This window comes from Hyphomicrobium sp. (assembly GCF_003987855.1).
GTDB lineage: Bacteria > Pseudomonadota > Alphaproteobacteria > Rhizobiales > Hyphomicrobiaceae > Hyphomicrobium_B.
This window is the reverse complement of the sequence record NZ_RXIZ01000015.1, coordinates 157,231-176,244: the sequence shown is the minus strand read 5'-3', so window position 1 is coordinate 176,244 and position 19,014 is coordinate 157,231. Positions and strand designations below refer to the sequence as shown.

23 protein-coding genes are annotated in these 19,014 nt (G+C 60.8%); 8 read left to right on the top strand and 15 right to left on the bottom strand.

Translation table 11 applies throughout. The features are described 5' to 3' along the window. Positions 1-50: 50 nt before the first annotated feature. The 9 genes from EKK30_RS13835 to EKK30_RS13795 all read right to left on the bottom strand — a co-directional run bounded on the left by EKK30_RS13835 (position 51) and on the right by EKK30_RS13795 (position 5,267). The gene (locus EKK30_RS13835; protein WP_290986046.1) at positions 51-518 is read right to left on the bottom strand and encodes a hypothetical protein; all 468 of its coding nucleotides are present in this window, start codon (positions 516-518) and stop codon (positions 51-53) included. A 162-nt stretch (positions 519-680) separates the two neighbouring features. Beyond that, entirely contained in the window at positions 681-1,112 is a 432-nt protein-coding gene (locus EKK30_RS13830) for an SRPBCC domain-containing protein (RefSeq protein WP_290986045.1), read from the bottom strand. Between the two features lie 8 nt (positions 1,113-1,120). Beyond that, a complete protein-coding gene (locus EKK30_RS13825; RefSeq protein ID WP_290986044.1) occupies positions 1,121-2,311 on the bottom strand; it encodes an NADH-quinone oxidoreductase subunit D in 1,191 nt (396 codons plus the stop codon). Positions 2,312-2,313: 2 nt separating this feature from the next. Beyond that, positions 2,314-2,763 carry a thioesterase family protein gene (locus tag EKK30_RS13820; RefSeq protein WP_290986043.1) on the bottom strand — a complete coding sequence of 150 codons (450 nt, stop codon included), beginning with the start codon at positions 2,761-2,763 and terminating at the stop codon, positions 2,314-2,316. 10 nt (positions 2,764-2,773) lie between these two features. Continuing rightward, positions 2,774-3,103 (bottom strand): hypothetical protein, encoded by a 330-nt coding sequence (locus tag EKK30_RS13815; protein ID WP_290986042.1) that lies wholly within the window; start codon positions 3,101-3,103, stop codon positions 2,774-2,776. 163 nt (positions 3,104-3,266) lie between these two features. Then, positions 3,267-3,875 carry an NADH-quinone oxidoreductase subunit C gene (locus tag EKK30_RS13810; protein WP_290986041.1) on the bottom strand — a complete coding sequence of 203 codons (609 nt, stop codon included), beginning with the start codon at positions 3,873-3,875 and terminating at the stop codon, positions 3,267-3,269. Positions 3,876-3,889: 14 nt separating this feature from the next. Further along, entirely contained in the window at positions 3,890-4,318 is a 429-nt protein-coding gene (locus EKK30_RS13805) for a hypothetical protein (RefSeq protein ID WP_290986040.1), read from the bottom strand. Next, entirely contained in the window at positions 4,318-4,911 is a 594-nt protein-coding gene (locus EKK30_RS13800) for an NADH-quinone oxidoreductase subunit B family protein (RefSeq protein ID WP_290986039.1), read from the bottom strand. The genes EKK30_RS13805 and EKK30_RS13800 overlap by 1 nt, the downstream gene beginning before the upstream one ends. After that, complete coding sequence (locus EKK30_RS13795) at positions 4,902-5,267, bottom strand: NADH-quinone oxidoreductase subunit A (protein WP_290986038.1); 366 nt, start codon at positions 5,265-5,267, stop codon at positions 4,902-4,904. Before EKK30_RS13795 ends, EKK30_RS13800 begins: the two co-directional genes overlap by 10 nt. A 441-nt stretch (positions 5,268-5,708) precedes the next feature. On the opposite strand from EKK30_RS13795, the gene EKK30_RS13790 reads away from it, so the two are divergent. Together EKK30_RS13790 and EKK30_RS13785 are read left to right on the top strand one after the other, a co-directional pair. Beyond that, on the top strand, positions 5,709-6,032 hold the full coding sequence (locus EKK30_RS13790) for a hypothetical protein (protein WP_290986037.1): 324 nt from the start codon (positions 5,709-5,711) through the stop codon (positions 6,030-6,032). Between the two features lie 176 nt (positions 6,033-6,208). After that, on the top strand, positions 6,209-7,414 hold the full coding sequence (locus tag EKK30_RS13785; protein ID WP_290986036.1) for a DUF2778 domain-containing protein: 1,206 nt from the start codon (positions 6,209-6,211) through the stop codon (positions 7,412-7,414). Between the two features lie 10 nt (positions 7,415-7,424). Here the strand turns inward: EKK30_RS13785 and EKK30_RS13780 are convergent, their stop codons facing one another. Continuing rightward, positions 7,425-8,315: a bestrophin family protein gene (locus EKK30_RS13780; RefSeq protein ID WP_290986035.1), complete on the bottom strand. Its 891-nt coding sequence runs from the start codon at positions 8,313-8,315 to the stop codon at positions 7,425-7,427. Between the two features lie 198 nt (positions 8,316-8,513). On the opposite strand from EKK30_RS13780, the gene EKK30_RS13775 reads away from it, so the two are divergent. Together EKK30_RS13775 and EKK30_RS13770 are read left to right on the top strand one after the other, a co-directional pair. Further along, on the top strand, positions 8,514-9,812 hold the full coding sequence (locus EKK30_RS13775) for an MFS transporter (protein ID WP_290986034.1): 1,299 nt from the start codon (positions 8,514-8,516) through the stop codon (positions 9,810-9,812). A gap of 199 nt (positions 9,813-10,011) precedes the next feature. Then, positions 10,012-11,100, top strand: coding sequence for a DUF3300 domain-containing protein (locus EKK30_RS13770; protein ID WP_290986033.1), 1,089 nt, complete (start codon positions 10,012-10,014; stop codon positions 11,098-11,100). Positions 11,101-11,177: 77 nt separating this feature from the next. Here EKK30_RS13770 and EKK30_RS13765 read toward each other — a convergent pair whose 3' ends face one another. Continuing rightward, a complete protein-coding gene (locus tag EKK30_RS13765; RefSeq protein WP_290986032.1) occupies positions 11,178-11,546 on the bottom strand; it encodes a hypothetical protein in 369 nt (122 codons plus the stop codon). Between the two features lie 243 nt (positions 11,547-11,789). Here EKK30_RS13765 and EKK30_RS13760 point away from each other — a divergent pair, with 243 nt between their 5' ends. From EKK30_RS13760 to EKK30_RS13750, 3 genes are read left to right on the top strand one after another with little or no spacing between them, the layout of a single operon-like run. Further along, positions 11,790-12,935, top strand: coding sequence for an ABC transporter permease (locus EKK30_RS13760; RefSeq protein WP_290986031.1), 1,146 nt, complete (start codon positions 11,790-11,792; stop codon positions 12,933-12,935). A gap of 4 nt (positions 12,936-12,939) precedes the next feature. Continuing rightward, entirely contained in the window at positions 12,940-13,731 is a 792-nt protein-coding gene (locus EKK30_RS13755) for an ATP-binding cassette domain-containing protein (RefSeq protein ID WP_290986030.1), read from the top strand. An 8-nt stretch (positions 13,732-13,739) separates the two neighbouring features. Beyond that, entirely contained in the window at positions 13,740-14,861 is a 1,122-nt protein-coding gene (locus tag EKK30_RS13750; RefSeq protein ID WP_290986029.1) for an MlaD family protein, read from the top strand. 113 nt (positions 14,862-14,974) lie between these two features. Here EKK30_RS13750 and EKK30_RS13745 read toward each other — a convergent pair whose 3' ends face one another. Further along, entirely contained in the window at positions 14,975-15,514 is a 540-nt protein-coding gene (locus tag EKK30_RS13745) for an Hsp20/alpha crystallin family protein (RefSeq protein WP_290986028.1), read from the bottom strand. Positions 15,515-15,789: 275 nt separating this feature from the next. Between EKK30_RS13745 and EKK30_RS13740 the strand changes: the two genes are divergently transcribed. After that, positions 15,790-16,002, top strand: coding sequence for a hypothetical protein (locus EKK30_RS13740; RefSeq protein WP_290986026.1), 213 nt, complete (start codon positions 15,790-15,792; stop codon positions 16,000-16,002). 58 nt (positions 16,003-16,060) lie between these two features. Here EKK30_RS13740 and EKK30_RS13735 read toward each other — a convergent pair whose 3' ends face one another. From EKK30_RS13735 to EKK30_RS13725, 3 genes are all read right to left on the bottom strand, one after another. Beyond that, positions 16,061-17,311 carry an RNA polymerase sigma factor gene (locus EKK30_RS13735; protein ID WP_290986025.1) on the bottom strand — a complete coding sequence of 417 codons (1,251 nt, stop codon included), beginning with the start codon at positions 17,309-17,311 and terminating at the stop codon, positions 16,061-16,063. 1 nt (position 17,312) lies between these two features. Continuing rightward, the gene (locus tag EKK30_RS13730; protein ID WP_290986024.1) at positions 17,313-17,702 is read right to left on the bottom strand and encodes a YciI family protein; all 390 of its coding nucleotides are present in this window, start codon (positions 17,700-17,702) and stop codon (positions 17,313-17,315) included. A gap of 195 nt (positions 17,703-17,897) precedes the next feature. After that, complete coding sequence (locus EKK30_RS13725) at positions 17,898-18,881, bottom strand: SDR family oxidoreductase (RefSeq protein WP_290986022.1); 984 nt, start codon at positions 18,879-18,881, stop codon at positions 17,898-17,900. Positions 18,882-19,014 lie beyond the last annotated feature (133 nt).

Below are 19,014 nucleotides of genomic sequence, written 5' to 3'. Positions count from 1 at the left end.
GACAAGTATTGATGGTCATCAACACAGTGGTGCGACGAAAAGCGCGAAGGTCAGGGCGATGCTGGCGGAAGCGTCGTCGTCGACTCAGAGGGAAGGATGCCACGCCGCTGCAACGTCTCGGACGGACGCTCGGTCGCCCAACGCCGTTCGGAAAAACCGAGAGGCACCGCGAGCCAGCCGAGCAGCAAAAGAAACGTCGCAATCGGTGCGAGGAACAGCGAGATCTGCGAACCAACGCGCAGCAGTCCCGTCCACAATCCGGCGAACAGGAGCCCAAGCGCGATGATCACCCAGCCGCCGTCATCGGCGCCGCGCGCCGTCGCAAACAGCAACCCGGCGAACAAGCCGACCAGACCAATCAAAACCGGTACGAACGGCATATCGGACTGAAGCGCACCCATGGGCCACCCGCGCGTGCGGGCGAACAACCGGTATGTCGCGAGGCTCAAACCCCATCCGAGTGCCGCGACCGCGAGCAGGAAGAGGTTGTCGACCAATGGGGCAGCACTTGGAAGCATACGCGGGTCCTTTCCCCCGATACTGAACTACCCGAGCATCGTACCTGAGGCGAAACGGGCGGGGATAAGTTTTTTTCATAGGACAGGCGATTGCCGATCGATTTTGCCGGAGCCGAGGCCGAGCGATCCCAGGATCGCCGAATGTATGACGCTTTCGCGCGGTTAGGCGCTCTCGGCCCTGGACTTCAGCGCGTCGTTCATGGCGCGGAAGCCCCGCTCGCTGTCTCTGAGTATGCCGCCCACCAACGGCACCAACAGGCCCGAGAAACTTTCGGACTGCTCAAAACGCGTGCCCGCCGCTTCAGGGGTCAACGCAAAACGATGTTCGCCGGTAAAGAGACCCGGGATCGGCAGTGATCCGCGCCAGCAAAAGACGCGCTCCGGCACGTACTCCACGACGACCGGGGTGAACGTCGCCGGCTTACGGCCGGGCGGCACGATGATCGCCTCCAGTCGTCCGCCCAGGCGCTTCTCACCCTTGAGGCTCTGGATGAACGGGTTCCAGGATGGATAGCTGTCGAAATCCATCAGCACCGACCAGACGCGCGAGGGCGCGGCCGCGATCAGCACGGACGTCGTGATCGCGCGGGACATGGCGCTTCCTAGCGGTCGATTTCGCCGAACACGATGTCGAGCGAACCGAGGATCGCCGAGACGTCCGCCAGCATGTGGCCACGGTTGATGAAATCCATTGCCGCCAGGTGCGGGAAACCCGGTGCGCGGATTTTACAGCGATACGGTTTGTTGGAACCATCCGCCACGAGATAAACGCCGAACTCGCCCTTGGGCGCTTCGACCGCGGCGTAGACTTCGCCGGGGGGAACGTGGACGCCTTCCGTGTAGAGCTTGAAGTGGTGGATGAGCGCTTCCATCGAGCGCTTCATCTCGGCGCGCTTCGGCGGCACGACCTTCTTGTTGTCGGCAACGTGCGGTCCCTGGCCGCTCGGCGACTTCAAGAGTTCGCAGCACTGCTTCATGATCTTGGTCGCTTCCCGCATTTCCTGCATGCGGATGAGATAGCGATCGTAGCAGTCGCCGTTCTTGCCGATCGGAATATCGAAGTCGAGTTCGGCGTAGCATTCGTAGGGCTGCGCTTTGCGCAGATCCCAGGCCGCACCCGAGCCGCGCACCATGACGCCCGAGAAACCCCATGCGAACGCTTCATCCAGGGACACCACACCGATGTCGACGTTGCGCTGCTTGAAGATGCGGTTTTCCGTCAGAAGCCCGTCGATGTCGTCGCAGACCTTCAGGAACGGATCGCAGAAGGCATAGATGTCGTCGATCAGCTTCTCGGGAAGATCCTGATGCACGCCGCCAATGCGGAAATACTTGGCGTGCATCCGCGAGCCGGAGGCGCGCTCGTAGAAGACCATCAGCTTCTCGCGCTCTTCGAAGCCCCAGAGCGGAGGCGTTAGAGCGCCGACGTCCATCGCCTGAGTGGTGACGTTGAGAAGATGCGACAGCAAGCGGCCGATTTCGGAATAGAGGACGCGAATGATCTGGGCGCGGCGGGGAACTTCGAGGCCAAGCAGCTTTTCGGCTGCGAGACAGAAGGAATGCTCCTGGTTCATCGGCGCGACGTAGTCGAGCCGGTCGAAGTAGCCAATCGCCTGCATGTAGGTTTTATGCTCGATCAGCTTTTCGGTGCCACGGTGCAGCAGGCCGACGTGGGGATCGACGCGCTCCACCACCTCGCCGTCAAGCTCGAGCACGAGGCGGAGGACGCCGTGTGCCGCGGGATGCTGCGGCCCGAAGTTGATGTTGAAATTGCGGATCTCAGTCTCGGCCATTCTCAAACGGTCCCGCGCGTTATCGGAGCAAGCCGGGCGATCTTCGCCTTCTCGTTCACTCGCTGCTCGAACTTTTCCCAATCGACGACCATACGCTGATGCTCGCCTTCACCGATCAAATCAATGCCATCGTGGGCTTTGACATGAAAATGGAGGCGGCGGCCAGCCACTTTCGTACATTCGGCGTCCACCGTCACGGTTTGTCCCGGGACTGTGGCTGCGACATGTGAAACGTTGATGTGGACGCCCAACGACCCCTCCCCCTCATCGAGATGCGGAGCAATGACATGCAGGCAAGTCCATTCCATCAACCCGACCATGAACCCGGTGGCGAAGACGGTCGGCATCAGCTGGAACTCGTGGGCTTCCGGGTAGAGATGGGGCACGGTCTTGTCTGCCGGCACGCGATAGGAAAATTGCGCCCTGGCTCCAGCCTTCAGCGTGTCCTTCATCCGCGTTGCCTCACAGGCGATCTCGCAGATTGCGAATGGTGACGAAGAGGCTCGATGCGGTACCGGCTACGGCGAACATGCCGACGAAGAAGCTCCAGAAATGCGGCTCGGTCGTGTGACCAAACCAAGAGTACAGCACTTCGGCGACCGCCGAGATGATGACGACACCGGCGGGAACGATGATGGTGCCGTAAGGCAAAAAGCGGCAGACCGCGCCCAGCGCAAGGCCAGCCAGCGCACGCGGCCAGTCGAGCATGAAAGATGCGATTGCCACCACGCCTGCAATCGCAACGCTGAGTTCGAACTGCATGGGGACATTGGCCCTGTGCGTCAATGCCATTTCACGCCTCCGACAAACTGCGGACTGGCAGCGGGTAGCAGCCACGTCTCTGCCGAATTATGAAACCGATAACCCGTCCAAGCTGAAACGGTACGGGCGACTTATAGTTCGGTAGGCGAGGCAAAGCGAAAACCGATGCGCACTATACTGAACAAACGGCAACCTAGCTCGAGGATTTGGGAACCGCTTTCTCGTCGCCAGGCAGAACGTGGCTCGGGCCTTCCCAAGGGCTCTCGAAATCGAAGTCGCGGAATTCCTGCGTGAGCTTTACCGGCTCGTAAACGACGCGCTTCTTCTCGTCGTCGTAGCGAACCTCGACGTAGCCGGTCAGGGGGAAGTCCTTCCGCAGAGGGTACCCCTGGAAGCCATAATCGGTCAGCAGCCGGCGCAAGTCGGGGTGGCCCGTGAAGCGGATACCGTAGAGGTCGTAGGCTTCACGCTCGTACCAGTTCGCGGCCGGGAAGACGTCATTGACGCTGGCGATGGGCGTGGCTTCATCGGTCGAGATCTTCACGCGCAGCCGTTGATTGAGACGGGGCGACAGCAGGTGATAGACCACGTCGAAGCGCTCGGCGCGCTCGGGGTAGTCAACGCCGCAAATATCGATCAGGACCTCGAACAGGCATTTTGGGTCGTCGCGCAGCTTCGTCAGCACTTCGACGATGTTCTCGCGGGCGACGATGATGGTGACCTCATCGTGGGAGATCTCATTCGAGAGGGCCTGGCCTCCAAGAATTGTGCCAAAATACGCGGACTGGGCGGATAGGTCCATGACGGTTCGACCCACTATGGCTTCGCGCTCGTGCGCATCAGATCGGAGCAGCCGGCTGTCGCCTGCTCGCCCGATTCCAGATAGCACGCAGCGATATGATCTGCACTCAAGATGCGCCCCTGAACCTGGCCCTTGCTGGCCGGAGAGACCCATCCGAACGATACATTGTCAGGGAAGACGATGCCGAAGAAATCCTTGCGACCATCCTCGTAGACGAAGTAGCCGCGAAAGCGCCGGTCGGTCTGCTCGGTGATGTGCACAGTGCGGTCGCGCGTGCGGAGACCATGGACATCTCCGATCGTATTCGTCTTCCCCGTCCAGGTGCCGATCAGGCTCGGGCCATCATCGGCCATCGCGGGGCACGCGAGAACGATCGCCCCCAGCGCGAAAGGCAAGCTTCGAAATGTCCGCCGCGCCAGCACAACAGCCACCGTCTTTCCCATTAACGCTCGATCGTGCCCGTGCGGCGTATCTTACGTTGCAGCAAGAGAATTCCGTAAAGGAGCGCCTCCGCGGTCGGAGGGCATCCCGGCACGTAGACGTCCACCGGCACGATACGGTCGCAACCGCGGACGACGGCATAGGAATAGTGATAGTAACCGCCGCCATTGGCGCAGCTGCCCATCGATATGACGTAGCGCGGCTCCGGCATCTGGTCGTAGACCTTGCGGAGCGCGGGCGCCATCTTGTTGGTCAGCGTGCCGGCAACGATCATGACGTCGGATTGGCGGGGCGAGGCGCGCGGGGCGAACCCGAACCGCTCGACGTCATAGCGGGGCATCGACGCCTGCATCATCTCAACGGCGCAGCAGGCGAGGCCGAACGTCATCCACATCAGCGAGCCGGTGCGCGCCCAGGTGATCAGATCGTCAACGGTGGTAACAAGAAAACCCTTGTCGGCCAGCTCGTTCGAGACGTCAGCGAAGAACGGATCTGAAGCTGGCGCAACCGTCGTCGAGGCGCCTTCGCGCACGCGGTCGAACGTCCGATCGAGGATCAGGCCACCCGGCCCCTCACCTTTGCCGATCATTCCCATTCCAGCGCGCCCTTCTTCCACTCGTAGATGAAGCCGATGGTCAGCACGCCGAGAAACACCATCATGGACCAGAAACCGAAGACACCCACCGACTTGAAGGCCACGGCCCAGGGGAACAGGAAGGCGATCTCGAGGTCGAAAATAATGAAGAGGATCGACACCAGGTAGAATCGCACATCGAACTTCATGCGGGCGTCGTCGAAGGCGTTGAAACCGCATTCATACGCGGACACCTTTTCCGGGTCCGGATTACGAACGGCAACGAGAAACGGCGCAACCATAAGCGCTGCGCCGATAAAAAGCGCTACGCCGATGAAGATGGCGATCGGCAGGTATTGCGAGGTCAGATCAATCATCGCAGTGCGTCCGCTGGTACGAGAGATTCCAGGCTTTGTCGCGATGCGGTGTTAACCCACGCCGCCAAGTGGTGCAACTCCCCAGTCCTGACCCCATCAGGCGCTTGAAAAAGAAGAGGGGTTCGAAGTCAACATGTCACATGCGCGGCTGCCGCCCGTTCGCACGCTTGCTTGCGCTCGACCCGTACCGAGAGAATGCGCACACGAAGCAGTACGCGAAGTTCAAGCCTGTGGATCAGGCTGAGGTCATTCCAATAGCGTTCGTATTCCGACGATCTCCGCCGATCTTTTATCCGGCAGTTAGTTTGCCGAGCCCCCGCTTAGGCTTTGGCTCATCCTGCTTTTATTAAATCGCAATTCGTACCCGCGAATGTAAGCATTGTTCAGCGGCCATTCACGGGCTGAAGCGTTACATCGCGGAAATCCGAAGGGAGACCCCCGATGAAAGCAATTCTTTTGGCCGTTTCCGCGCTCGCTGCAGCTGGATCCCTTGCCCCTGCAGCGCAGGCCGCCGACCTTGATGGATATGAGGGAGGGTACGTCGATCGCGGACCCGTCGTCGAGCGCCGGTATTACGAATACGACGAAGCGCCGGTCGTGACGTATTACGCGCCCCGCGTATATCGGCCATATCCGTATTACGCGGGTTATTACCCCTACGGATATTATGGACGCCCCTACTGGCGCGCGCACGGCTATTGGGGTGGCCGCGGCGGCTACTGGGGACATCGCGGACATTGGGGTGATCACCGCGGCTGGCGGTGACCCTTGGTGACGACGCGCGCATGAAACGGATTGAGTTGATTCCACGCGCCGCATGGGCGCGTGGCAGTTGCATATCCGGCCTTCGTCATCACGGTTGTTCATTACGCAGCGCCGAAAAGGCGCAAAATTGCAGATAGCCTCGCTGTCGCCCCGACTCTTAGGCTAGGGAAGGCGCCATGAGCATGAGCGCCTTCAGCCAGGACCGGGATCGCGGAGACGTGCAGGGGAAGAGTCCCCCGGCGATTCGTCGCCGCATGTCCGGCGCCCGCGCCGCAGCCGGCATTGTCGCGATCTGTCTCCAGCTATTCTCGGCAAGCATCCTCGAAGCGCAGGAGCGCGCGCCGGGATCTTCCTCGGCGGCGGAAGCGGCCGGGCAGATCGCCGATTTCTTTGGCCAGATGGGCGACCAGATCTACGAAGACTGCATCTTCGAACTCTCGCAGGAGCAGATCGAGGTGCAGCAGGCGCTGATCGTCGCTTACATCAAGGCGGGCGCGAGCAGCGCGGTCGCCCGTAAACTCGCGGTGAAGCAGATCCATACGCCGAAGCTTTCCGCAAAGTGCGAGCAGATCCGTCGCATGCCGAAGCAGGCAGCGCCTGTGATCGAGGAGCCAACTGCCCCACCGCCGCCGCCGGCTGAAAAACCGGTTGTTGCCGCGTTGCCGAAAATTCCAGCGAAGCCCGTCGGTCCCGCGATCAGCGTCGTCAACAAGAAGACGCTGCCGCAGTGGGACTGCGCTCCGGGCGTGGACTTCGTGACCATTCAGCTCAACGGCTATGCGCGAAAGCTGACGGGTGGCGAGATCTGCAATCCGTTCGAGGACGTGGTGCACGAGGTTCCAGCAGGCGCGTCCAACTTCCGCCTCGGCTATACCATCCGCACCGGCCGCCTATTCATCGTCTCTGACGATCCGCGCGTGCGCGGCCAGACGATCGCCTGGGCGATCTCGGGGCGCGAGATGTGCCGCAACAATCCCGATCCCGATTGCTTCGCGACGCGCGCCGTCGGTCCGTTGCCTCCGGGCGAATACACATTTGGTTCGCCCAATGGCGAACAGCGCATCACGTTCGGTCCGAAGACAAAGCGCAACGTCGCCGGCATCTACCTGAGGAAACTCTGGAACACGGACAAGTTCACTCCGCGCCAGACTGCAGCCATTCTCGCGCGAGGCAATATCGCCATTCACGAGCGTCTCAAGGGCGAAATGTCGGAGGCGTGTCTTGGTCTCGAAGCAAAGGGCTGGGCTTACGTCGCGTCGCTGATCAAGAGCGGGCGCGCGACAGGGGTAAACGCCTACATCGACGAACCTTATCCGCAGGTCGCGGAGAACCCGCCGATCGTCGTCGCCTCATCGTTCTCGCTGACGTCGCTCTTCAAATAACCGTCGCCTGTCACGCCAGAACGTATCCTACCGGCTGCAGTTCGTCGGGCAGCGGCTTCATGCCAAGAAAATCCATGAGCTCTCGCTCGACCGTTCGGACCAACGCTTTCAGCGGCAAACTGTTGTCGGCCGGCGCGAATGGCTCGGCAAGATCGTCTCCGATCGCATCCAGGCCGAAGAAGGTGTAGCTGATGAAGGCGACGATCACCGGGGTTCCCCAGCCGAGCTGGGGCGCCAAAGCAAACGGAAGCAGCACGCAGAAAAGATAGACGCTTCGGTGAATGAGAAGCGTATAGGCGAACGGCAGCGGCGTTGACTTGATCCGCTCGCAGGCCGCTTGCACACTTGCAATAGCGTTCATCCGGTTCGCGAGCGTTGCATATCGCCAATCGGACAGGGTGCCCGCCTTGTTGAGCGATATGAGCTCCGATCCGATCCCTCGCAGAATCGCATCGCAGGTGTTCGGGCCTTCGGGCGCCTCGACCTCCCACTTCCGTGCCGCCGCCGTTTCGTCTCCGCCCTGCAGACGGGCGGCAAGCGCGTTGACATAGGCGATGAGCGAGATGAAGACGCGCTTCCTCGAAGTCTCATCCAGATCCGGCAATTCGCGCGCGAGAGAGCGGACCTGCACGAGGAGATCGCCCCATTGCTTACGCCCTTCCCACCAGCGGTCATAGGCGGCGCTGTTGCGAAAGCTCATGAATATCGAAATGGCAATGCCAATCAGGCCGAAGGGCGCGGTGCCGAGGTGGGACATCGGCTCCAAGTGAAAGTCACCGGTGAAGACCACGACGCAGGCCAGCACGGTGATGAACAGGCAGCGCCAGGCAACGCGCCCCGCAATAGAACCGCGTACCGCGAAGAGAATATCGAAGAGCGTTGGCTTCGGTCTGACGATCACGATCGTGCTCCCCGCGAAATGGGCAGTCCCACCCCGCCTCTGGTAGCTCAGACAGAACATCCGGGGCAATTCGTTTCGGCTCGGCAGCCCGACTCGGCAGAGGATGAGGCCCGACGCCCTCGGCGCTTGCGGATCACCTCGGCCGCTGAAATATTCCCCGAACCCGAATCTATTTCGCCAGATGCTCGCAGGTGACCCTTGACCGGATCCGATACCGTTTCGACTAGCCGCGTCCTCCTCGCGAGTCTCGCGGGCACGGCAATCGAGTTCTTCGATTTTTATATCTACGCGACGGCATCGGTCATCGTCTTCCCGACGCTCTTCTTTCCCAACGCCGACCCGACTACGGCGACGCTGCAATCCTTCGCGACGTTCTCGATCGCGTTTTTCGCGCGTCCGGTCGGTGCCGTGCTGTTCGGCCACTTCGGCGACCGGATCGGGCGGAAGGCAACGCTCGTTGCTGCGCTTTTGACGATGGGATTGGCGACGGTGGCGATCGGGCTGCTGCCCACTTACGGATCGGTCGGCGTGTGGGCACCGCTGCTGCTGGCGACGTGCCGCTTCTTCCAGGGTCTGGGACTCGGCGGCGAGTGGGGCGGCGCGGTGCTGCTTGCGACGGAGAACGCGCCGGGATCAAAAAAGTCGTGGTTCGGCATGTTCCCGCAGCTTGGCGCGCCGATCGGTTTTTTGTGCTCGACGGGCATTTTCCTGCTGATCACGGAAACGCTGACCGATGCGCAATTCCTATCGTTCGGTTGGCGCATCCCGTTCCTCGCCAGCGCCCTCCTCGTGCTGGTCGGCCTGTACGTGCGGCTTCGCATTTCGGAAACGCCGGCTTTCAAGAAAGCCATGGAGAACGACGAGCGCGTGCGCGTTCCGCTCCTGACGGTCTTTAGCCGTCACGCGCTGCTCCTGGTGTTCGGGACTTTCGGTGCGCTGGCGACGTTCGTGCTGTTCTATCTCATGACCGTCTTCGCGCTGAGCTGGGGGATCAGTTCGCTCGGCTTCACGCGGCAGCAGTTCCTACCGATCCAGATGGTCGGCGTGGTGTTCTTCGGACTGACGATCCCGCTGTCGGCCTGGCTCGCGGACCGGTTCGGCCGCCGCAACATGCTGTTGTGGGCCACGGCTCTGATCGGCCTGTTCGGCTTGCTGTTCCAACCGCTCTTCGGCTCGGGTGAGACCGTCAATGTCGTCACCTTCATGATCTTGGGTCTGGCCTTGATGGGGCTGACGTATGGGCCTCTCGGCACTGCGTTGTCCGAGCCGTTTCCCGTCGGCGTTCGCTATACCGGGGTGTCCCTAGCTTTCAATCTCGCGGGGATTTTCGGGGCCTCGCTCGCACCCTACATCGCGACGACGCTTGCCAAAGACTACGGCATCGAAGCGGTGGGCTTCTATCTCGCCGGCGCGGCTCTCATTACGTTTCTGGCGCTTCTCGGGCTCGGGCGATTGGAAGCGGAATCCAAGAGAGAAACGCTCGCGGCCGCGGCTTAGGCGGGCTTCCGTCGCCCCGGCGGCCGGGTCGATAAAATTGCGTTCTCAATCTACACTGAACGTTCGTCTCAAGGCCCTTAGCGCATCGCAATACGCTATTCGTTTGACTATGGGTGATCGCCGCAAGACATTTCCCAATGTCGCGGCGAGAATTCGGCTCGCTTCGAAGTCATGGCCGGGACCGCGGCCGGAGGCACAGATGACGTCATTCCTTCGATCCATTGTGGTGTTCGCTCTCCTCGCGTTGGCCGCAGCCGCGCCTGCATGGGCCGACGATCAAAAGCTCTCCAAGCAGCAACTCGACCAGATGCTGGCGCCCATCGCGCTTTATCCGGACGACCTTCTATCGAACGTATTAATGGCAGCGACCTATCCGCTGGACGTCGTGGAAGCCGAGCGCTGGCGGACCGATCCGGCGAATGCAGATCTCAAGGGCGCCGCCCTCGTCGATGCCTTGAAGGCCAAGACTTGGGATCCAAGCATCAAGGCGCTTGTTCAGTTTCCTGACGTCCTCAAGATGATGAGCGATCAGCTCGATTGGACGCAGAGGCTCGGCGATGCCTTCCTCGCCCAACAAGACGACGTGATGAATGAAGTGCAGTTCCTGCGCCAGAAGGCCGACTCGAGCGGGCACCTCAGGAGCAACTCGCAACAGACCGTCACGCAACAGGACGGCTCCTACATCATCCGGCCGTCCGATCCCGACGTCGTCTACGTGCCCGTCTACGAACCGTCCGTCGTCTACGGCCCGTGGTGGTATCCGGACTATCCTCCCTATTATTGGGGATACCCTGGCGCGGCGTTTGTCGACGGTTACTTCTGGGGCCTCGGCGGCATCGCGATAGCCGGCGGCATCTGGGGCTGGAACCATTGGAACTGGCGCGATCGCCATATCGACATCAACGTGAACCGTTGGAATGCGATCAACGGCGACCGGCATCGCATCAACAATCAAGTCTGGAAGCACAATCCGGATCATCGCTGGCGCGGCGAACACCGCGGCAAGGATTTCAGCCGCGCGGACATCGAGCGCCGCCTGCAGAAAACCGATCATTCCGTGGTCAACAAGAACTTCAACCACGGCGCGGAGCTCCGCAAAAATGGCCGTAACTTCTCCAAGACGCACGCCCGCAATCCGCAGACGGTGCGCCGGCGCACCGGCGGCGGCGGCAATCAAAACTTCGTCAAGAGAGGCGGCGGAGGCAATGCCGCCCGTCCCGCCCACATCCGGCGCGCGCCAGCAGCTCATCGCGGCGGCGCACGACGTGGTGGAGGACGGCGGCGCTAATAGGCCGGCAGCGATAAAATACGCCCCGCTCGTATCTGCGAGCGGGGCGTTTTGCATTCGAGGCTTTGGACTATCGGTTAGCGGCGATCATCGAAGTCGCCGAGCCGGTTGAAGCAATCCTGCAACTGCTCCGCGCGTCCGCGCTGTTCGTCGAAAATTGCGCGACGCGGCGCCCAACGGCACCACATGAAATGGCCGCGCAGATCGGAATCCCAGCGCGGACCGCGATAGCCGCACCGGAAGCGATTGTTCGCATCCGCCTGGACCTGTGCGATGCGCGCATAAACTTCGCAACTGGCGCGCTTGCCTTCGACATCGCCGCGACGGTCATTCGGGCCGAACCTGAAGGAGAACCCGCGGTCGTCCAGACGAATGGTCTGAGCCTGCACAGATGCCGTTGACGCCAGAATACCGGCCGCTGCCAAGCCCATCACGAAAAAGCGCATTCGATTTACCTCATTGGATGTTTCCGGGCATCCCAATAGTCATCGATTGTGGCTGCCTCATTGCATCCAAGGGGCAACATTCGCACCAGCGCGCCCGGATCGGGGTGAATTTCCTTCGCCAAACCGGTTTGACCCAGATCAGCGTCCGCCACCCCGCCCATGGTAGCCAGATGCGGGTGTTCGGCCCGCCGGCGGGCGAGCAGGCGACCTCGTCGTGCAACTGCGGAATCGGGACTGAGCAGCGTGAACAGCAATGCCCTGCCTAACCCCCTGCTGACCATCGATCTCACCGGACCCGGCACGATGCTCGTGGCTCGCGGCGGCTGGACGGGTTCCGACACCAAGCAGCTCGATCATCTGATCGACGCCTTCCTTTCGGACAGCTCCCGCAAAGCGGTGACGATCGACATGCGGGGGATCGAGGCGTTCGACACCTTCGGCGCGTGGGAGCTTTCGCGCCTTGCGGCGACCCTGAGATCCCGCGGACATGAGCCGACGATCGTTGGCCTCGAAAGCCGCTACGATGTTCTTTTTCGTTCCGTTGAAGATGCGAGTGTCCGTGCCGACAAAGAGCAGGTGACGCCCCGGAATGAATTCACGGGCCTCGCGGCTCTTGGCGAAACGGTCGTCGGTTGGGGGAAGGGTTTTCTTCTCCTGCTCAACATGGTCGGCGCCGTTTGCGCCGCCGCAGGACGGGCCATCCTCAAGCCCTCGACCTTTCGTTTCACATCGGCCGTGCACCAGCTCGATCGCGTGGCATGGCAGGCCATTCCGATCATCCTGCTGATCACCTTCCTGATCGGCAGCATCATCGCCCAACAGGGCTTCTTTCATTTCAGGAAGTTCGGCGCCGACGACTACGTCGTCGATATGGTCGGCATTCTCGTCTTGCGCGAGATCGGCGTGCTCATCGTCGCCATCATGGTCGCCGGACGTTCGGGAAGTTCTTACACCGCTGAACTCGGCTCGATGAAGATGCGCGAGGAGATCGACGCGCTCCGCACTATGGGATTCAATCCCGTCGACGTGCTGATCTTGCCTCGCATCGTCGCGCTGGTGATAGGCCTGCCACTGCTCACGTTTCTGGGTGCGATGTCGGCGCTTTACGGCGGTGAGCTTGTGGCGTGGCTCTACGGCGGCATGAGCCCGGAGATCTACATCGCTCGCCTCAAGGAGGCGATCTCGATGACGCACTTCAAAGTCGGGATGATCAAGGCACCGTTCATGGCGTTCGTCATTGGCGCCGTCGCCTGCACGGAGGGGCTGAAGGTCGGCGGCAGCGCCGAGTCGCTGGGCCTCAGAACAACCGCCTCCGTCGTCACGTCGATCTTTCTCGTGATCGTCCTCGACGGCCTTTTTGCCGTTTTCTTCGCGTCGATCGGGATGTGATCGGATGCTCACCCCGATGGAACAGCCCGTGCTCAGCGTCCGCGATCTCGTCGTGGGATTTCGCGATCGCAATGTGCTCGATCATCTCTGCCTCGATGTCCAAGCCGGGCAAATCCTAGGGCTCGTCGGTGGTTCAGGGAGCGGAAAATCCGTGCTGCTGCGGACGATCCTGGGATTGCTCCCGAAGCGGTCAGGGACCATTGCGGTTTTCGGCACGGATCTCGACAGCATCGACGATGCCGCCCGGCAGAAGCTTCAACGCAGATGGGGCGTTCTCTTCCAAAACGGTGCGCTCTACTCATCGCTGACGGTGATGCAGAACGTGCAATTTCCGATGCGCGAATTTCTACATCTTCCCGAACATCTGCTCGATGAAATCGCGGCAACGAAACTCGCGATGGTGGGCCTTTCGCGAAAGGACGCGAACAAGCTTCCCTCCGAGCTTTCCGGCGGAATGACCAAGCGCGTTGCGATGGCTCGTGCGCTGGCGCTCGATCCGGAGGTCGTCTTTCTTGATGAGCCAACCTCGGGCCTCGATCCGATATCCGCGGGCGACTTCGATTCCCTTATTCGGACCCTGCAGCAAACCCTCGGACTGACCGTGTTCATGATCACACATGATCTCAACAGCCTGCACACCGTTTGCGACCGCATTGCCGTGCTGGCGGACGGAAAGATCGTAGCGGATGGGCCCATCGCAGCGATGCTCGCGAGCGAGCATCCTTGGGTCAAATCCTATTTCCGCGGCCGGCGCGGCCGTCTGCTCGAACATTCACACGAACATAGATCGGCTTGAGGCACAGCATGGAAATCCGCGCACGCTATACGCTCATCGGACTTTTTACGCTGGCGACCGTCGTAGCCGCTTTCGCCTTCGTCTACTGGCTCAACCATGCCGGAGGGCTGACGCAACAAGCGCGATATCGTGCTCAGTTTGATGGTTCGGTGTCCGGGCTCCTCAAGGGATCGGCGGTCCTCTTCAACGGCATCAGGGTCGGTGAAGTCGTGGCGCTCGAACTCGATACTGCAAATCCCAAGGTGGTCACGGCCGTCATGTCGGTTGATCGTGACACGCCGGTGCGTTCCGACACCAAAGTCGGCATTGAGTTTCAGGGACTGACGAGTTCTCCCGTTCTTTCACTCATGGGCGGCGTGCCGAACGCCGCGCCGATAGCGGCTAGCGGCAGCGAGCCTCCGCTCTTGACCGTCGATCCGAACGCGACGCACAGCATCACCGACTCGGCGCGCGGCCTGCTGCGGCGTATCGATGACGTCATCGCCGAAAATCGCGAACCGTTGAAAACGCTGATCGCCAATATCGACACGTTCTCCGCCGCGCTCGCCAAGAATTCTGACAAGGTCGACGGCATTCTCTCGGGTCTTGAGCGTTTGACAGGGGGTGGCAAGAAGGCGAACGTTCCTGTCATCGACATTCTGCCCGTGCAGAAATTCAACGGCATTACCAAGATACCAGAGGGCCAACTTGTGGTGCCCGAGCCGGACGTGGTCGGCAGCGTGTTCAACGATCAGGTCGCGGTGATAACGCCCAGCGGAGAGCGGTCACCGGCGTTCGACGGGAAATGGCCGGATACGCTCAGCCGCGTATTTCAGTCGCGCGTCGTGCAGAGCTTCGAGAACGCCGGCTACCTCAAGGTCATGGGGCGGCAACCGGACGCGCTGAAGGTCGATTACCAACTGGTGATCGATTTGCGCAGCTTCCAGGTCATCGTGTCAGATCATCCAACAGCGGAAATCGCGTTCTCAGCTAAGATTGTCGGAGACGGCGGCCAGATTCTCGGCGCCAAGCTTTTCACGGCGAGCGTTCCAGCCACCATCACCGATCAAGCGAGCGTCGCCGCGGCGTTGAACACTGCTTTCGACAAGGTCATCGGCGAACTCGTGGTTTGGACGCTGAACACGGCGTGAAGCGATCGCAAGATCGCTCCCGCTGCGGTCCGCCTTATCTTCGGCTTCGCAGAAGTCTCGCATAGAAAAAGCCCGCCGGAGATGGACTCGCGGCGGGCTCGAGCGTCGGGAGATCAAGCCGCTTTTATTGAAATTTTCTTTTCAGCGGCTTTCGCTTCCGTCGTTTTCGGCAGCGTGACGGTCAGGACGCCCTTCTTAAAGCTCGCTTCGATCTTGTTGGTGTCGACGCCCTCAGGAACGCTGAAGCGACGTTCGAAGGAACCGTAGCGGCGCTCGGACAGGTAATAGTCCTTCTTCTTTTCTTCCTTGTCTTCTTTCTTCTCGCCCTTGATCGCCAGCATGCCATTGGCAACCTTCACGTCGATGTTGCTCTCGTCCATTCCCGGGAGCTCGGCGGAGATCTCGTAGGCATGCTCCTTCTCAACGATGTCGACGGGAGGAGCGGATGTCCACGTCAGCTCGCGCTTCAGCAAAGGCTCGACGTCGAGGAGCGAGCCCCGGAATGGCGAGCGAAGAAAGCTACGATCGAAATCATCAACGAGTTCGCCGAGCTGGCGGCGAATGTTCTCCATCGGCCACCAATCGCGCCGTTGCGGCGTGGTCGCTTCTGCTTTCTCAGATTTCAGGGGGAGCTTTACTGCAGGTTCTGCCATAGCACATACTCCTTGCTGACAAATTCCCGCAGAGTTTTCTAATCCGACGGAATGCGGCCGCGTTGACCCCAGTCAACAAGAGCTAGCAAATTGAAATAAAGCCGCTTTAGCCGACGAGACTGTGTTGAACGCGCGGCGAACGCACACCCCAGACGGATCTTACTGCGGCGCGCTTCAAGAGCTTGTCACATATCCGGGATAATTGAGCGCAGGGCACCGAGTCGTCCGTCCGCGGAACGATTTGGCATGCCTGTTTTTTGTGGGGGAACCATCTGATGAAATCCAAGATTCTGCTCGCCGTCGCGGCAGTCCTCGTTGCTTTCAGCGCAACTCCGGCAGCGTATGCTGCCAAGGCGAAAGCCAAAGCGCAGAAGCATACGGGACACCACAAAGCTCACCACATCAAAGGGTGGAAGGCTTGCAAGGGCACCTACAAGTACCTCGAAAAGGGCAAGTGCCTCGACTCGCGCAACAAGAAATCTAAGTAAGCATCCAGTTTGCGAAATCGGGCGCGGTGTGGGTCGCCCGGTTTCGCGAACCTGCTAATTACTCTTCCGCTGCCAGATGGTCGAGATGGCGACGAATGTGCGCCGCCTGGGCGGGTGTGGTGGCGAGCCCGATCGCCCGGTCGAAATCAGCGCGAGCTTCGGCGGAACGGCCAAGCTGCTGAAGGAACGCGGCGCGGGCGCCGTAGAAATGAAAGTATCCAGAGAGCGGTTTTTCAAGTGGCGCGATCATCGCCAGACCTGCTTCGGGTCCGTGAAGCTTCGCGGTCGCAACAGCGCGATTGAGCGTGACGACGGGTGAAGGCTGCATCCGCTCGAGCGCGGCATAGAGCAAATCGATCCCTGCCCAATCCGTTTCTGCAAAAGTCCCGGCGCGGGAATGCGTGGCGGCAATCGCGGCTTGAACCTGATACGGCCCAGGCCGGTTATGCCGCATGGCTTTATCGAGAAGCGCCACGCCTTCGCTGATCAGCTTGGCATTCCACAGCGAACGATCCTGATCTTCGAGCAGAACGGCTTCGCCATCGCTGTCGAACCGGGCGGCCAGGCGCGATTGCTGCAGCAGCATGAGCGCGGTTAAAGCCATCATCTCGGGTTCAGTGGGAAACAGCCGAAGGAGAAGTCGCGCCAAACGTATTGCTTCATCGCACAGCGATGCGCGCGCCGGGTCGACGCCGGCCGTGTAGCCCTCATTGAAGACGAGGTAGATCATCGTCGCCACCGCGGCGAGCCGCTCGCCCCGCTCGACCGGGCCCGGCGCTTCGAACGGCACATCAGCTTTCGCGATACGGGATTTCGCTCGCGTGATGCGTTGTTCCATTGCGGCTTCGCTAACGAGAAACGCACGGGCAATTTGGCTGACCGAAAGTCCGGAGACGATGCGAAGCGCGAGCGCCACCTGCTGGGTGGCAGGAAGCTCCGGATGGCAGCAGATGAAAAGCAGCCGCAATACGTCGTCGCGGTAATGAGACTCATCCAGGCGCTCTACGAGCGGAGCTTCCGCATCGGCGAGATCGGAGATCAGTTCGTCCGGCGGCAACGCGACCGTCCGGCTTTGACGGCGCGTTCCATCCAATGCCGCGTTGCGTCCGACCATGATGAGCCAGGCGACCGGGTCGCGCGGCGGGCCGTTCTGCGGCCAATTCCTCAGCGCGCGAAGGCAGGCCTCCTGATAGGCCTCTTCAGCCGTATCCATATCGCGGAAGTAGCGGAGCAGCGCACTGACCGCCTGGGGCCGTGAGGCCGTCAGCATACTATCGATCAGCCCGGGATCATGGATGACTTGGCTCATCTCAATAAGCTTTGACCCGATCCTTTGGCGCATTCGGCCGGGCTTCCGGCACGTAAAGCGCGACAGGACGAATCTCGTAGGTGCTCGTCGGGTTGGCAGCGGAAAGCTCGCGAGCAACCGCCAGGGCGGCGTCGAGGTTGGGAACGTCGATTACGTAGAAACCGAGCAGCTGCTCCTTTGTCTCGGCGAATGGCCCATCGATGACCAAGTCCTGCCCACGCAGCGTGGTCGCAGTCGTCGTCGGCAGAAGACGGAGCGCAGGTCCGAGCTTGCCCTCCTTCACGAGTTTCTCGTGGACGACATTCAAGCGGCCCATGACCGCGTCGTCCTCTTCCTTGCTCCAGGACCAGACAACGTCTTCTTTATTGTAGCACAACAGAGTGTAGAGCATTGGACCTCCTCGGTGTCTTCCAAGGACGGCAGCATAGCCTCAGGTCCGACAGGTGGGCCAAGATTTTTAAGGGCTGGCAGGAGTTGAGGGCGTGAGCGTCGTTGGTTCGACAATAGCAAAAGGTGAAATGGGATCTGCCGGCCATATCAGGCGCGGGCGCTTCAGTGAACAGAGCGCCCGCGCTGTGATGGAATGCTAGGCGCCGTAGCCACCGATGATGGGGAGAATTTCGCCGGTGATGTAGCTGGAGCAGCTCGGCGCAGCCATAAACACGAATGCCGGTGCGATCTCTTCCGGCTGCGCTGCGCGGCGCATCGCCGACTTCGACCCGAACTTCGCAACGGCTTCAGCGGGACGGTCGGCCGGGTTCAAAGGCGTCCAGACCGGACCGGGAGCTATGGCGTTAACGCGAATGCCGCGATCGATCAGCTGTGAAGACAGCGAGCGGGTGAATGCGTGAATGCCACCTTTCGTCATCGAATAATCGAGTAGCTCTTTGCTCCCTTCGATACCCGTGACCGATCCGGTCATGATGATCGACGCACCAGGCTTCATATGCGGAACAGCTGCTCGCGCCATGAAGAAGTAACCGTAGAGGTTGGTTTTCAGGGTCCGGTCGAAGTGCTCGTCGGTCAGATCGAGAATGTCGTCGGTATGCTCCTGGAACGCGGCGTTGTTGACCAGGATGTCCAGCTTGCCAAGCTTATCGACGGTCGTTTCAACCGCCGACTTGCAGAAATCCGACTGCGAGACGTCGCCTTGAATGAGGAGACATTGCCGCCCCTCTTTCTCGACCGCCTCCTTGGTCACCAAGGCATCGTTGCGCGACTCCAGAAAGCAGATGGCGACGTCGGCGCCTTCCCGGGCGAATAGAACAGCCACCGCGCGGTCAATACCGGAATCGCCACCGGTGATCAGCGCAACCTTGTCCTGCAGCTTGTGAGAGCCCTCGTAGCCCGGCGCGTCGTACATCGGCGCGAGCTTCAGCTCGGCTTCATTTCCCGACTTGTCCTGATGCTGTTTGGGAAACTGCGAGGGATACTCACGCATCCCAGCCTGCATCGGCTTCTTGGCATCGCCGCCGTTGTCTTTCGCTTGCCGCTCGTCCTTGCGATCGACGTCAGCCTGGATATTCCTGCCCTGTTCGGCGGCTTCGCGGGCGTTCGACTGTCTTGCCATCACTGTCTCCTATGCGCGCCGCTCTGCGGCTCTCCGCCGATCAACGGAACGCGGAAGCAACGGTTCCAGTGGTGCGGGGCTACTAAAAAGACCCTCAATCCCTTGATCTCCTCAATAACGCCCCCATTTCACC

Coding starts and splice junctions, on each gene's coding strand:
- EKK30_RS13835 (WP_290986046.1), bottom strand. CDS start 518: ATGCTTCCAAGTGCTGCCCCATTGGTCGACAACCTCTTCCTGCTCGCG.
- EKK30_RS13830 (WP_290986045.1), bottom strand. CDS start 1,112: ATGTCCCGCGCGATCACGACGTCCGTGCTGATCGCGGCCGCGCCCTCG.
- EKK30_RS13825 (WP_290986044.1), bottom strand. CDS start 2,311: ATGGCCGAGACTGAGATCCGCAATTTCAACATCAACTTCGGGCCGCAG.
- EKK30_RS13820 (WP_290986043.1), bottom strand. CDS start 2,763: ATGAAGGACACGCTGAAGGCTGGAGCCAGGGCGCAATTTTCCTATCGC.
- EKK30_RS13815 (WP_290986042.1), bottom strand. CDS start 3,103: ATGGCATTGACGCACAGGGCCAATGTCCCCATGCAGTTCGAACTCAGC.
- EKK30_RS13810 (WP_290986041.1), bottom strand. CDS start 3,875: ATGGACCTATCCGCCCAGTCCGCGTATTTTGGCACAATTCTTGGAGGC.
- EKK30_RS13805 (WP_290986040.1), bottom strand. CDS start 4,318: ATGGGAAAGACGGTGGCTGTTGTGCTGGCGCGGCGGACATTTCGAAGC.
- EKK30_RS13800 (WP_290986039.1), bottom strand. CDS start 4,911: ATGGGAATGATCGGCAAAGGTGAGGGGCCGGGTGGCCTGATCCTCGAT.
- EKK30_RS13795 (WP_290986038.1), bottom strand. CDS start 5,267: ATGATTGATCTGACCTCGCAATACCTGCCGATCGCCATCTTCATCGGC.
- EKK30_RS13790 (WP_290986037.1), top strand. CDS start 5,709: ATGAAAGCAATTCTTTTGGCCGTTTCCGCGCTCGCTGCAGCTGGATCC.
- EKK30_RS13785 (WP_290986036.1), top strand. CDS start 6,209: ATGAGCATGAGCGCCTTCAGCCAGGACCGGGATCGCGGAGACGTGCAG.
- EKK30_RS13770 (WP_290986033.1), top strand. CDS start 10,012: ATGACGTCATTCCTTCGATCCATTGTGGTGTTCGCTCTCCTCGCGTTG.
- EKK30_RS13765 (WP_290986032.1), bottom strand. CDS start 11,546: ATGCGCTTTTTCGTGATGGGCTTGGCAGCGGCCGGTATTCTGGCGTCA.
- EKK30_RS13755 (WP_290986030.1), top strand. CDS start 12,940: ATGCTCACCCCGATGGAACAGCCCGTGCTCAGCGTCCGCGATCTCGTC.
- EKK30_RS13750 (WP_290986029.1), top strand. CDS start 13,740: ATGGAAATCCGCGCACGCTATACGCTCATCGGACTTTTTACGCTGGCG.
- EKK30_RS13745 (WP_290986028.1), bottom strand. CDS start 15,514: ATGGCAGAACCTGCAGTAAAGCTCCCCCTGAAATCTGAGAAAGCAGAA.
- EKK30_RS13740 (WP_290986026.1), top strand. CDS start 15,790: ATGAAATCCAAGATTCTGCTCGCCGTCGCGGCAGTCCTCGTTGCTTTC.
- EKK30_RS13735 (WP_290986025.1), bottom strand. CDS start 17,311: ATGAGCCAAGTCATCCATGATCCCGGGCTGATCGATAGTATGCTGACG.
- EKK30_RS13730 (WP_290986024.1), bottom strand. CDS start 17,702: ATGCTCTACACTCTGTTGTGCTACAATAAAGAAGACGTTGTCTGGTCC.
- EKK30_RS13725 (WP_290986022.1), bottom strand. CDS start 18,881: ATGGCAAGACAGTCGAACGCCCGCGAAGCCGCCGAACAGGGCAGGAAT.